Below are 14,167 nucleotides of genomic sequence, written 5' to 3' on the forward strand. Positions count from 1 at the left end.
TGTTACAGCGACGTCACAGCAAACCCTCATTTGATGCCTCAGACAGCCGATTACCCCGGCCTTGCCCCTGAGGAGCCCGAGACCTTGCTCGCACCGACGATCCCCCATTCTCCCCCCGTTCTGCGGCGCTCCGCCCTTGATGCCCGGGATGTGGCACAGGCCCGGCGCGTGCTTTGCGACCTGGACGGCTGTCTGATTTCCGAAGGCCGCCCCTTTGTAGATAGTGCTGATTTCATTGGGGAATGCGGCGAACGCCTCTGGATCGTCTCGAATAATTCCGACACCACGGCGCGGCGGCTTTCGGCGAAACTGGCTGACCTTGGCCTGCATATTCCCGCCTCCCGCATCCTGCTGGCGGGCGAGGTCGCGCTGCACAGAATCGCGCGCCTCGGCCTGACGCGGCTACGGCTTCACGCCAGCCCGGCGCTGGTCGGGGCCGCCTGCGACCTTGGGCTGGACACGCGCCATCCCGCGCCGCAGGCCGCCCTGCTTTGCCGCGATCCGGACTTTGGCATCGACGACATCGGCCCGCTGCTGAGCCTTGCCGGCGAGGCACCCCTCTGGGTCGCGAACGAGGATCTGTCCCACCCCGATCATTCCGGTCAGCCCGTGGCGGAAACCGGCGCCCTGCTGGCCGCGCTGCGCGCCATCCGCCCTGATCTGAAATGGCAAAGTCCGGGCAAGCCCGACCCGCTGATGCTGCGCCTCGCCCTGGGGGATCTGGACCCGGCGCAGGCGATCTTTGTCGGGGACAACCCCGCGACCGACGGCCGGGCCGCAAGCGCCGCCGGCCTGCCCTTCCTGCATCTGAAAAGACCCGCAGCCCCAACCGAAAAGGAGGCCGGGCAATGATCGCCTACCTGCTGAGAATTCTCGTCAAGATCGCCGTGACCCTGTTCGCCATCCTGACCATCACCTTCATCGCGACACGTCTGTCGGGCAATCCGATCGACACCTTCCTTGGCGAAGGGCTGACGGCGGAAGGGCGCGAACAGCTGATCACCTATTTCCAGCTCGACCGCTCTCTCTGGCACCAATACCTGGCCTTTCTGCGGGCCGCCGCCTCGGGGGACTTCGGGTTGTCCTTTGTCGAACGGCGCCCGGTGACGGAGGTCGTTGCCAGCCGGATCTGGCCCTCGGCGCAACTGCTGCTGACCTCGGTCGGTCTGACGTTGCTGATCTCGATCCCCCTTGGTGTGCTCGCGGCCGTCTATCGCAAAAGCTGGATCGGCTCGGCCGTGATGGTGGTCGCCTTTGCCGGCTACGCGGTGCCCGCCTTCATCCTTGCCATCGTGATGATCCTGATCTTTTCCTACACGCTCAACTGGTTGCCCGTGGTCGGCAATGGGTCGGTCCTGCACTTCATCATGCCCACCATCGCCCTTTCGGGGGTGCTGATCGCCGCCCTTACGCGCTTTACCCGCAACGCCATGCTGGATGTGCTGGGGCAGGAATACATCCGCACCGCCCGCGCCAAAGGCCTGTCGGAATTCTGGGTGGTGATGCGCCATGGTCTCGGCAATGCCTCGATCACCGTGATCTCGGTCATCGGGCTGCAAATCGCCTCGCTCGCCGCCGCGGGAAGCGTCGTGGTCGAAAGCATCTTTTCCTGGCCCGGCATCGGCCAGTTGCTGGTGAACGCCGCCATCGTGCGGGACTACCCGGTGCTGCAATTCGGCGTCATCACCGTCGCGGTCGCCGTCGTGATGATCAATGCGGCCACCGATATCGCCTATGCGCTGGCCGATCCCCGCATCCGCCTGGCGCAAAGCTGAACAGGAAGCCCCCATGACAACGCTCGCAGATCCGATCCGCCACCGGCGCCGCGCCGCCTCGACCAACATCATCCAGAAGGTCGCGTTGCTTCTTGCCGTGGTACTGGCGGTGGCCGCCATCCTGGCCCCGTTGATCGCCCCCTTCGATCCGCTGGACCAGAGCCTGATCTCGCGGCTTCGCCCGCCCATCGGGTTTGACCGCTACAGCCCCGGTCACCTGGCGGGCACCGATGAACTGGGGCGCGACGTGTTTTCGCGGGGCCTCTACGGGCTGCGCCTGACGCTGGCCCTTGCCTTTGGCGGCGCGGTCATCGGCCTCGGCATCGGGGGTCTGCTGGGGCTGATCGCGGGGCTGCGTCCGGGCTGGGCCGAGGATGGCATCATGGCGCTGGTCGACATGCAGATCGCCATTCCCTTTACCCTGGTTGCCCTGCTGGTGCTGGCGCTGCTCGGCTCTTCGCTGACCGTGCTGATCTTCGTGCTCGGCATCGCCGGCTGGGAACAATACGCCCGCATCGTGCGCGCCGAGGTGCGCCGCCTTGCCTCGCAGCCCTTTATCGAGGCCGCCCGCGCCGCAGGCGGGGGCACCGCCTACATCGCCCGCCGTCACCTGCTGCCCAATATCGTCTCGCCGCTTGTCGTGCAGTTCACGCTGGCCCTGTCGAATATCGTCATCCTGGAAAGCACGCTCAGCTTTCTCGGCCTTGGCGTGCAGCCCCCCACGCCCTCGCTCGGCTCGATGGTAGGGCTGGGGCGCGACTACATGCCGACCGCGCCATGGATCGTTCTGGTCCCCGCCGGGCTGATCGTGCTGCTGACCTTCACCGTGCAGATCCTGGGCGACTGGCTGCGAGACCGCGCCGATGTCCGACTGCGCGACCGCTGACACCAACAAGAGCCGCTGCAAGCGGCCTCCGCCCATTTCCACCAAACCTTACCGGAGATTATCATGTTCAGACTGATGCTCACCACCGCCCTCTCGGCCGGCCTTGCGACAACGGCCATGGCCGCGGATATCACCGTCGGCGCCGCCAATGTCTCGTCCTACCTCGATCCGGGCCGCGACCATTCCAACGTCGGCTCGCAGTTCTACTACAACAGCTTCGACACGCTGATCGACCGCGACCACACCAAGCTGGAATCGGTCTGGGTCCCTGCCCTTGCAACGTCCTGGGAGCTTGTCGATCCCAAGACCATGGAGCTGAAACTGCGCGACGGCGTCACCTTCCACAATGGCGAGGCAATGACCGCCGACGACGTGGTCTTCTCGCTCAACCGCATGTTCGAGGCCACCTTCGCCCCCTATGCCGTGCGCGCCAAGGACCGCCTGGGCAACTTTACCAGCGCCGAGAAGGTCGATGATCTGACCGTGCGCATCCACGCCGAGCGCGAAGAGCCGCTTTGGGAAACCCTGGTCTCGCTTCAACAGATCATGATCATCCCCGAAGATTACACCAAGGGTCTGACCGGCGATCCCGCCGTCGCCGAAGACAGCGACTACGAAGCCTTCTCGATGGCGCCTGTCGGCACCGGTCCCTACAAGGTCGCCGAATTCATGCCCGGCGAAAAGATCGTCTGGGAACGTTTTGACGACTTCTGGGGTGACATGGCCCCGCTGGATAGCGCCACGGTCGTGCAGATCTCGGAAACCGCCAGCCGCATCACCGCCCTGAAGACCGGCGAGGCCGATATCGTCACCAATATCGCCCCCGACCAACTGGCGCTGATCGACAACGACGCGAACCTCAAGACCGAAGGCAGCGCCACGGCCCTGTTCCACGTCATGATCATGAACCAGAACAACCCCAAACTGGAAGACCCGCGCATCCGTCAGGCGATGAGCCTGGCCATCGACCGCGACACGCTGAACGCGGCGCTGTGGCAGGGCAAGGCGATCGTGCCCTCCACCCATACCATGAAAGAGATGGGCGACCTCTACATGCCCAACCTCGTGACCTTTGAATATGACCCTGAAAAGGCGAAGGCCCTGCTGGAAGACGCCGGCTACGACGGGTTCGAGATCACCTATGACACCGCCGCGACCTATTACACCAACGGTCTTCTGGCCGCGCAGGCGATCATGGAAATGTGGGCCGCCGTCGGCATCAACGGCCGCGTCAACGTGCAGGACCAATGGTCCGGCAACGACCCCGAGATGATGGCGCGCAACTGGTCGAACCCGATGTATTTTGCCGACCCCTTCGGCAGCTTCGGCGTGATGTGGGCCCCGAACGGCCCGTCCCAGGGCGAAGGCCGCTTCAACACAGACGCCGATTACGCCGAGAAATGGGATCGTTTCCGCTTCTCCAAGGACGTCGAGGCCCGTCGCGAGGCCTATGCCGAGCTGATGGAGCGGATCAAGCAGGACCCGCCCGTGCTGCCGCTGTACCGCCCGTTCGAAAGCTGGGGCATGAAGCAGTCGGTCAACTGGGCGCCGCAGCCCGGCCATATCCCCTATGTGCTCGACTTCCGCGCTGGCGCCATCTCGCTCGCCGGTAGCTGATCGCCGGCTGATTGCCCCCGGGCCGGGCGGCGCGTTGCTGCCCGGTTCTTTCTCTCTTTCCCTTTCTCATCCCGGAACCCCGCCATGACCCGCATCGCCATTGTCACCGATATTCACCACGGCGCCCCCTCGCATACCAAACGCGGCGATACGGCGCTGGAATTGCTGGCCGATTTCACCCGCTGGGCCAATGCCGAGGGCCCCGACATGATCCTTGATCTGGGCGACCGCATTTCCGACATCGACGCCGCCACCGATGACAGGCTGGAGCGCGAAGTGGCGCAGGCCCTGTCGCATCTGGACGCGCCGATCCACCACATCTGCGGCAACCATGACCGCGATCACCTGAGCGTGGCCGACAACGAAACGATCCTGGGCAGCCCCCTGCAAAGTGAGGTCATCGACCTTGGCGACTGGCAGTTGGCGCTCTGGCGCGCGGATGCCCGTATCCACCGTGATACCGCCACACCCGGTTTCGATCTGCCCGAGGCCGATCTGCTCTGGCTGTCGCGGATGGCCCAGCGGGCGGACAAGCCGACGCTGGTGGCCAGCCATGTCCCGGTTTCCGGTCACAGCCAGATCGGGAACTACTACTTCCAGCGCAATGCGTCCGTATCGACCTACCCGCAGGCGGACCGCGCGCGCCAGGCGCTGGCGCAGGCCCGAGTGCCCGTCGCCTGCATCGCCGGGCACGTCCATTGGAACACGGTCACCACCGTCGATGGCATCCCCCACATGACCCAGCAAAGCCTGACCGAAAGCTTCACCACCGGCGGCGAACCCGCCCGTGCCTGGGGCATGGTGACCCTTGGCGAAACGCTGCACTGGCAGGTCCACGGCGATGACCCCTTCGAGGCCCGGCTGAGCCCCGGCCGTCGCTGGACCCCGCCGCTGGCACCCTTCCTGCAAAGCCTGGCCGCCGAATGACCCTGCGCCCTGACATTCTTCCGCTGCTGTCGGTCAAGGATCTGCGCATTGCCTTTGGCGATGTGCAGGCCGTCCATGGCCTGTCCTTCGATATCCACCGGGGCGAGACGCTGGCGCTGGTCGGCGAAAGCGGCTCGGGCAAATCCGCGACCGCCCTGTCGATCCTGCGCCTGATCGAGCGTGAAGGCGGGCGCATCAACGGCGGTACGATCCGGCTTGGCACCGAGGATCCGGTCGAGATCACGACCCTGCCCCCCGCCGACCTGCGCGCACTGCGTGGTGACCGCATCGCGATGGTGTTCCAGGAACCGATGACCTCGCTCAACCCGGTCATGCGGATCGGGCGGCAGATGACGGAAACGCTGCGCCTGCATCGCGGCCTTTCCGGGGGCGCGGCGCGCGCGGCGGCGCTTGCCGCCCTCGACCGGGTCAGGATCCCCGAGCCCGCGCGGCGTCTGGACCAATATCCCCACGAACTTTCAGGCGGGCTGCGCCAGCGCGTCATGATCGCCATGGCCCTGGCCTGCGAACCCGAAGTGCTGATCGCGGACGAACCCACCACCGCGCTCGACGTGACCACGCAGGCCGAGATCCTGACCCTGCTGCGCGATCTTCAGCGCGATATGGGCATGGCCGTGTTGTTCATTACCCATGACCTTGGCGTGGTCGCCGAAATCGCGGACCGCGTGGTCGTCATGCAGGATGGCCGCAAGGTCGAAGAAGGCCACACCGGGGCGCTTTTCGCCACCCCCCGCCATCCCTATACACGCGAGCTTGTCGCCGCATCGCCGCGCCTCGGCGCCGGGGCGCCCGCGCCCTTGCAAGGGGCGAAGACGCTGCTGAGCACCCGCAACCTCTGCACCAGCTACGGCGGTACATCCCTGCTGTCACGCAAGGCCCCGACACCCGTGGTGCGCGATGTTTCCCTGACCCTTTCCCGTGGCGAGACGCTTGGGCTGGTCGGGGAATCGGGCTGCGGCAAATCCACCCTCGCGCGCTCGATCCTGCGGCTGATCGAACCGACCTCGGGCGTGATCGACCTTGAGGGCACGCCGATCACCGGCCTGTCGCCCCAGGCGCTGAAGCCCTACCGGGCCCGCATTCAGATGGTGTTCCAGGATCCCTATGCCTCGCTCAATCCGCGCATGAGCATTCGCGACCTGGTCACCGAACCCGCCTTCCTGCACGGCGTGGCGCGCGGCGCCGACCGCAGCGCCCTTGCCGCCAATCTGCTTGCCCGTGTCGGTCTGCCCCCGGACGCCGCGGACCGCTATCCGCACCAGTTCTCCGGCGGTCAGCGACAGCGGATCTGCATCGCGCGCGCCCTGTCCGTGCGCCCGGCGATCATCGTTGCGGACGAAGCCGTCTCGGCGCTCGATGTGTCCAACGCCCGGCGGATCACCGACCTGATGGCGGATATCCAGCGCCGCGAGGGCCTTTCGTTCCTGTTCATCAGCCACGATATCGCCGTGGTCGAACGCGTCAGCCATCGCATCGCCGTGATGTACAAGGGCGAAATCGTCGAAACCGGGCCGACCAACGAAGTGCTCGGCGCACCGCAGCATCCCTACACCCGCCGTCTGCTGGCCGCCGTGCCCAAAGGCGCGCCCGAACGCCTGATCCAAGCGCCATCCCCGGAGCTGGTCGATGCCTCTTGAGGGGTATCGGCTAACCTCATCCACGGCCCCTCCGGGCCAGTCTTGGGCAGACCGCCCCCATCCTGCAGCATAGTTTCACGAACTGCGCGCAGGTCCGGCGGATGGCCGGGCCGTTGTCACGCCGGAAGTCGGCGATGGTTTCATGGTCGGGCGCCAGGCGACCCCAGGGGCGACAAGCTATCGTTGACCCCGGAGCGGCATCGCCGAATATGCCGATCGAGGAGCGTAAATCATTTCCGGCCGAAGGCCCGAGCGCAGGGCAGCGAACCTGCTGCCTGCGGATCAGTCCACTTGTCAGCGTGATCCGCACTGCATGCTGGCGGAATTGGTCCACCGGTTTCAGCCCCATAGGTCACCTCCCTTGTTGCATAAAACGCTACCAAAGGAGAGGCGTCAAACCGCGGCAGGTCCAGACCAGGGCCCGGCGTGTGCGGGAAGAAAAGTGACAGGATCGTGCGAAATTTGCCAATCCTGTGCTATGCCGGACCCGTTCAGGGCCCGACGGCCCGGATGAACGATGCCAGGCTGGGAGGGGAGCTTATCATGCGTCATCACATCGGGGCCTTCGGCCTATGTCTGTGTCTTTTGCCCTTCGCGGCCACGGCGCGGGACGATGCGCTGCCGCTGCCGTCCTCCCTGCCGCTGCTGGATTACCAGTCGCAGCTTTACCCCTTCATCGCCGGGCGCGCGTTTGCTGCCCAAGGCTGGACCCGGGACAAGCGCTGGCGCGATACCGGGCCTTTCGTCATGGGCACCTCCTATGGCATCCACCCGGCCGTGCGGATCTATTATTCGCCCGAGGTGATCGCCTGGCTTGAAGGTGGGCGGCTGGGGACGGTGCCGGACGGCGCGATGGTGGTCAAGGAAATGGCGACCCCTCCGGCGGCTCGTTACATAACCTACCGCGAGATGCTGGAATACCTGCATCCCGACGATCCCGAGGCGGTCGAGGCCGAGATGCTCGACTTCCTGCGCAAGGACGGGGGCCTGAACTGGACCGTCATGGTCAAGGACAGCGCGGTGTCCTACGGCGGGTGGTTCTTTGCCTCGGTCGACGCCTCGGCCAAGGTCGACGATTTCGCGCCTCCCTTTGCGCCGGCCTCGGGGCAGGCCGGGGATGGCATGTGCATGCGCTGCCACGCCTCCGCCGCCGAAGAACTGGTCTTCTCGGCGCTCGACAATGTCGAAGGCTATCCCGGCGAGCCGCTGAACTTTCGTGTGGACGAGACCTGGCGGAACATGACGGACCAGCCGCCCGGCAGAATGAACCTGCCGATCCAGCAACGCCCCGCCCGAGGACAGTCCGAGGCGGCATTGATCGAGGACTACTTTCACAACGATAACGCCTTCGACAAATCCAACGCGGAGGCAGGGGGCGATCCTGTCCGGCGACCCACCGCGAACCCGGATTTCGTTCGGACGTTCCCGCCCGTGGACGGGATCGCGGTCGAGGCAAGCGCGGTACATCCCATGCCCAGCCAGTGGCTTGACCATGTGCCGTCGCGCCCGGATGGTCCGCAACATTTCCTGACCTCGGACAATTGCCTTGGCTGTCATGGTGGCCTTGGCGGCGCGCCTTCGGGGATCGCCATGTTCCTGCAGACGGGGCCGGACTATGGCGAAGGCTACGACATCTCGGAATATAGCGAATGGCGCTGGTCCCCTATGGGTCTCGCGGGGCGCGATCCGGTCTTCTTCGCGCAGCTTGAAAGCGAATTTGCCCTGCTGGAGAAGGCAGGCACGGGCGATTTGTCCGATGCGCTTGGCACGACCTGTCTGTCCTGCCATGGCGCGATGGGGCAGCGGCAGTTGCAGATCGACGCAAAGGCCAGCCCCGAGGCCGGCCTGGATCCGAATGCCTTCAAGCTTGATTACATGGCGCTGCATGCACCGCTGACCAAGGCCGAGGAAGCCCGGCAGAAGGCCGAGGGCACCTTTGACTATCACCAATACGGCAACCTTGCCCGCGAAGGGGTGTCCTGCGCGGTCTGTCACCATATCGCCCCGCCTGAGCGGGCCGAAGGGCAGCCGGATTACAACACGCTCGACACCTACCTGATGAACGGCACCACCGGTCGCTTTCGCATGACCGAGGCCGACCGCCTGATCGGGCCCTATTCCGACGTGCGCACGACGCCGATGGAACATGCCATGGGGATCACCCCGGTGCAGGACGACTACATCAAGGACAGCGAGCTTTGCGGGGCCTGTCACACGATCAACCTGCCCAACGTCGATGCCGATACAGCGGTGCCGCTGGACGGCTATACCGAGGCCGATCAGAAGGTCTTCAACCAGGCGGCCGGCAATGGCGCGAATTTCCTGAAGGACAGCTATGGGGTGACCTACCCCGAGGGGCTGACGGACTTCCAGCATTCGGTGGAACAGGCGACCTATCTTGAATGGGTCAACAGCAGCTACAGCGAAGACGCGACCGCGCAGTCCTGCCAGGATTGCCACATGAAATCCGACTTCCGCAGCGCGGATGGCACGGTGTCGCTGGACGGGATCACCACGCAGATCGCCACCATCCAGGACACGACCCTGCCGGAGGTGGCCAACCTCCTGCCGCAGGACGAGGTCAACGTGCCGATGCGCGACGGCTATCGCAGACACAGCTTCGTCGGGCTGAACGTCTTCATGGTCGAGATGATGCGCCAGTTCCGCACCGAAATGGGCCTGGCCCAGACCCAGCCCATGACCTACGCCACGAATGGCGCGCAGCTTTCGATCGACACCATGGCACAGCAGGCGCGCGAGGAAACGGCAGATATCGGGCTGTCGCTCAGCACGGGCGGCGACGGGATCGTGGCCGATGTCACCGTGACCAACCTCACGGGGCACCGGCTGCCCTCGGGTGTGGGGTTCCGGCGCGCCTTTCTCGAACTGCGCGCGCTTGATGGGGCGGGCAAGACGCTCTGGTGCTCTGGCTGCACCGACGGTGCAGGGGTGATCGTGGATGGCGATCAGATGCAGCTCAGCACCGAATTCCTGGACCAGCAGCCCGAAGGGGCGGAGACCCCGCTGTTCCAGCCGCACCACCGGGTGGTCACGTCACAGGACCAGGTGCAGATCTACGAGGAACTGACCCGCAACGCCGAAGGGGCCTTTACCACAAGCTTCGTGCATCGTGTCTCGCACCCCAAGGACAACCGCCTGTTGCCCCATGGCGCGCTGACACCGGGCACGCCTGCCTTCGCCGCCAAGTTCGGCGAGAGCGAGGTCACATCCGCTTTCATGAAGGCCACCCTTCCTGAAGGCGGTGCCGTCGAAGATCCGGATTTCACTGCCGGGTCGGATCGGATCGAATATCGCATTCCCCTCGGCGCGGGCATTGATCCGACCGATGTCACAGTGACAGCGACGCTCTATTCGCAGGCTATCCCACCCTATTACCTCAAGCAGCGGTTCGAGACGGCGCCCGAGGGACCCGCCACCCGGCGTCTCTATTACCTTGCCAGCCACCTTCAGACCGAGGGCACGCTGATCGAGGACTGGAAACTGGCCACCGGCAGCGCCACGGCAAAGCTGCCCTGATGTGCCGCCGTGCGTCCGCCGGGCACTCAAGGCAAGGCGCTGTTCGGCCTACTATTCGTCCCGGAGGATCACTACATTGAACCTCTTTCGATTTCCGACGTTCCTCGCGGCAGCCCTTGGGGGCGCGGCGCTGACCTTTGCCTCCATCGCGATTGCCGATACCGGGGCCTGCATTCCGGATCCTGCAGCCCTGATGAAGATCCCCCGCGGACCGGATGCGCCGCTGCCGGATGCGTTGGCCGCGCGATTGGATGCGGTCGTACGCGCGGTCCTGCCACTGGCCGCCGCGCCGGGGATCATCGCCGGTGTGCAGACCCCCGAGGGCCGGTGGAGCGCGGCATACGGCATGGCGGATCCCGCGGTGGGGACGGCGATGCAGACAGGCCTGCACACCCGGATCGGCTCGCTTACCAAGACCTTCACCGCCACCTTGCTGATGAAGCTCGCGGACAACAGCGCACTGTCGTTGGACGACCCGATCTCGGCCTATGTCGAGGATATCCCGAACGGAGAGCACATTTCCCTGCGCATGCTGGCCAACATGACCAGCGGGCTGCCGAACTACACGCTGACCGAGGCTTTCTGGACCGATTTTGCTTCCGACTCCGGGCGCGTCTATGCGCCGGAGGACCTGCTTTCCTACATCGCTACCGAGCCGCCGCTGTTCGAACCGGGCACGCAGTTCGATTATTCCAACACCAACACCGTGCTGCTGGGGATGGTGATCGAACAGGTCAGCGGACAGCCCATCGGCGATACCCTGCGGGCCGAGATCATCGAGCCGCTCGGCCTTGGCGCGACGGTCTGGCCGGGCCGGTCGGCCAGGATGCCCGAGCCGCTGGCGCATGGCTTCACCCTGCAGGGCGAGAATGTTTCGCCCGACGCGCCGTTGGATGCGACCTTCTGGAACCCGTCCTGGGGCTGGACGGCGGGCGAGATGATCTCGACCCTCGACGACCTGATGATCTACGGTCAGGCGCTGGCCAGCGGGCAGGGTCTGCTGCGCGAGCCGGCGCAGGCAGCGCGGCTGTCCTCGATACCCGAGCACGGCGGCTACGGCATCGGGCTGGTCTGCGCAGGCGGCTGGATCGGCCATACCGGCGCATTGCCCGGCTACAACACGACGCTTTACCACGACGCCAACAGCGCCACGACGGTGGTGGTCCAGGCCAACAGCGACATCCCCGCAAGCGATTGCGGCGACATGGATGTGCTGCCCGACAACCCGGAAGGCGTCGTTTGCGCCTTGCCGGCGACACGGGTTTTCACCGCGCTCTCGGCAGCACTAGGTAATGAATTCGTCCAGTCCTCGGCAGACTAGGCCGACGACAGGGTGCGGCGGCAGCCCCCCACCCGCGAAGCATCGGCAAGCGGCGCGGACGGCAATGAAGAACGCCGGACGACGCCCTGCCCTGCCCTGCGGACTGCGGACTGCGGACTGCGGACTGCGGACTGCGGACTGCGGACTGCGGACTGCGAGAACTTTTCCTGAACAAACTCAGTTGAATACATGAAAGGTTTGTCAGACGACGTGCTTTGTAGAAGACCTGCTTCGGCTGACGCGCCTCGATTGGGACGTGCCTGCCTCCACCACCATCTGCCGACGTCACAGGACGCTTGCGCTCTGTGCAGCGAACCCTCCTCCCTGCCGGCCCGACGAACCATCATGCCCGGACAGATTGCAAATTCCTGCACAGATATTTGGCTCAGGCTCAGGCTCAGGCTCAGGCTCAGGCTCAGGCTCAGGCTCAGGCTCAGGCTCAGGCTCACGGAAGTGTGGCAAGTTCGAGGCAAGTCCGTCAATCGGTCTTGAATAACCCCGTATACCATCCATATAACATCCATATAGATGGAGAAAAGATAATGGCCGAAGTAAGACAGTTCCGGGAGAAGCAACCCGACAACGAGAAAATCACCATAAATCTCGGATTTGTTGACCTCGGCCGCATCGATCTGCTGGTGCAGGAGGGGTTCTATTCGAACCGTAGCGACTTCATCCGCACCTCGATACGCAAACAACTCGACACGCATGGAGAGGCCGTCGACCGCTCCATCGAGCGCCATACTATGGAGCTCGGCCTCCGGGACTTCGGCCGGGCTGAACTCGAGCAGCTTCGCGCGGCCGGCGAGGTTCTGCATATCAAGGTTGTGGGCCTTGCCCGCATCCACTCAGACGTCACGCCCGACCTTGCCCGGGCGACCATCGGCTCGATCACCGTTCTCGGCAGCCTTCAGGCTTCCCCGGACATCAAGAAGGCCCTGGCCGACCGCATACGGTAGCGCCCCCTCTCACAAGGACAGAACAGATGATCAACTTCAACGCCGGCGCCTGGCGCCGGGCGGCGGGGCAAACGCGCGCTGCGCAGCTTGCATCCGCCAACGACCTGGTAAACCGCACCCTGGCCCAGCATGGCCTCACGGCTGGGCCGGTGGCCGCGCCGCCCGCCGGTGATGGCGGTGAAACGCTGACCTCGGCGCTTTCCGGGCTGATGGCGCGCCTTCAACCCGAAGCCCGCCCCGCAACGCGGCCCGCCGATCTTCCGGAAGGCGCGCGATTTGACGAGGGCAGCTTCTCTTGCGCTGCCGGCACGCGCCGCTATCGCACCTATGTCCCGGCCTCGGCGCAGGAGGGGGTCACCGGTCTCGTGGTCATGCTGCATGGCTGCACTCAGACGCCCGAAGACTTTGCCACTGGAACAGGCATGAACGCCCTCGCCGAAAAGCACCGCTTCGTCGTCGTTTACCCACAGCAGGCGCGCGGCGACAACGCCCAGTCCTGCTGGAACTGGTTCAGCCGTGGTGACCAGAAGCGTGATCGCGGCGAACCCGCGATCCTTGCCGGCCTGACGCGAGAGGTCATCGCGCGCCATGGCGCCCCCGAGGACAGCGTCTTCGTCGCGGGCCTGTCGGCCGGGGCGGCCATGGCTGTTATCCTTGGCGGAACCTATCCGGACCTCTTCAAGGCCGTGGGCGCCCATTCGGGTTTGCCTGCCGGCGCGGCGAACGATATCCCCTCCGCCTTCGCGGCCATGGCCGGACACGCGGCCGACAGCGCCACGCGCAGGGAAACCACGCGCACGATCGTCTTCCATGGCACTGCCGATTCCACCGTTCACCCCTCCAACGGTGAGCGCATCATCCGGCAGGCGCTTGAAGGCGGACCGGTGCAGAGCGTTCAGAGCGAGAGTGCAGGCACTGCGGGCGATCGATCATACCGGCGCTGCACGACCTATGACGAGGCCGGTGTGGAAGCGGTCACACACTGGGTCGTAGAGGGCTTGGGGCACGCATGGTCCGGCGGACATCCGGCGGGAAGCTACACCGATCCGAAAGGCCCCGATGCGAGCGCGGAGATGGTCCGCTTCTTCTTCAGACCATCTACCTGATCGTCAGGTTGCCCAGTCCCGTTGCTGACATCGCCCGCAGCAATCGTCGTTCTGAAGATTGCTGCGCGGATCTGGCAGGGGAACAGGCTTCAGCAACAAGCCCTTCTCTTGCCGGGCGCAAGCACAGGGCAACCTGATCGGCGGCCTCTTCAGAATGAAGGTTCCATTCTACGCCGTCTCGCAGCGCCGATTGCGACAGGTTCGAACTTCCCACGATTGCGGCGCCCCGTTGATCCGCAGCGCGGAACAGCCAGGCTTTCGGGTGGAAGCTGAGCCCCTTGATCTCAAAGACATGGAGTTCCGCGCCATCGAGGTCGTACAGTCTGGCCAGCGCGGTTGGGTCCGTTGTATCGAGGTAATCCCCAAGATCCAGAGGTCATC

The 14,167-nt window shown here is 65.1% G+C and carries 10 protein-coding genes; all 10 read left to right on the forward strand.

Annotated features, from left to right (window positions below):
* Positions 1-33: 33 nt before the first annotated feature.
* The 10 genes from PSAL_RS09180 (at position 34) to PSAL_RS09225 (ending at position 13,786) form a co-directional block, all read left to right on the forward strand.
* Complete coding sequence (locus tag PSAL_RS09180; protein WP_119837560.1) at positions 34-852, forward strand: HAD-IA family hydrolase; 819 nt, start codon at positions 34-36, stop codon at positions 850-852.
* A complete protein-coding gene (locus tag PSAL_RS09185; protein WP_119837559.1) occupies positions 849-1,775 on the forward strand; it encodes an ABC transporter permease in 927 nt (308 codons plus the stop codon). The genes PSAL_RS09180 and PSAL_RS09185 overlap by 4 nt, the downstream gene beginning before the upstream one ends.
* A gap of 13 nt (positions 1,776-1,788) precedes the next feature.
* Positions 1,789-2,661, forward strand: coding sequence for an ABC transporter permease (locus tag PSAL_RS09190; protein ID WP_119837558.1), 873 nt, complete (start codon positions 1,789-1,791; stop codon positions 2,659-2,661).
* Between the two features lie 63 nt (positions 2,662-2,724).
* Positions 2,725-4,278, forward strand: a complete 1,554-nt coding sequence (locus tag PSAL_RS09195) for an ABC transporter substrate-binding protein (protein ID WP_119837557.1) — start codon at positions 2,725-2,727, stop codon at positions 4,276-4,278.
* 84 nt (positions 4,279-4,362) lie between these two features.
* Positions 4,363-5,205 (forward strand): metallophosphoesterase family protein, encoded by an 843-nt coding sequence (locus PSAL_RS09200; protein ID WP_119837556.1) that lies wholly within the window; start codon positions 4,363-4,365, stop codon positions 5,203-5,205.
* A complete protein-coding gene (locus PSAL_RS09205; RefSeq protein ID WP_119837555.1) occupies positions 5,202-6,863 on the forward strand; it encodes an ABC transporter ATP-binding protein in 1,662 nt (553 codons plus the stop codon). The genes PSAL_RS09200 and PSAL_RS09205 overlap by 4 nt, the downstream gene beginning before the upstream one ends.
* Positions 6,864-7,406: 543 nt before the next feature.
* Entirely contained in the window at positions 7,407-10,400 is a 2,994-nt protein-coding gene (locus tag PSAL_RS09210) for a cytochrome P460 family protein (protein ID WP_147407577.1), read from the forward strand.
* 76 nt (positions 10,401-10,476) lie between these two features.
* Positions 10,477-11,721 (forward strand): serine hydrolase domain-containing protein, encoded by a 1,245-nt coding sequence (locus PSAL_RS09215; RefSeq protein ID WP_231388473.1) that lies wholly within the window; start codon positions 10,477-10,479, stop codon positions 11,719-11,721.
* Positions 11,722-12,263: 542 nt separating this feature from the next.
* Positions 12,264-12,680 (forward strand): CopG family transcriptional regulator, encoded by a 417-nt coding sequence (locus PSAL_RS09220; protein WP_119837552.1) that lies wholly within the window; start codon positions 12,264-12,266, stop codon positions 12,678-12,680.
* Between the two features lie 26 nt (positions 12,681-12,706).
* On the forward strand, positions 12,707-13,786 hold the full coding sequence (locus PSAL_RS09225) for an extracellular catalytic domain type 1 short-chain-length polyhydroxyalkanoate depolymerase (protein WP_119837551.1): 1,080 nt from the start codon (positions 12,707-12,709) through the stop codon (positions 13,784-13,786).
* Positions 13,787-14,167: the final 381 nt, after the last annotated feature.

The sequence above is a fragment of the Pseudooceanicola algae genome (genome assembly GCF_003590145.2).
GTDB classification, from domain to species: domain Bacteria; phylum Pseudomonadota; class Alphaproteobacteria; order Rhodobacterales; family Rhodobacteraceae; genus Pseudooceanicola; species Pseudooceanicola algae.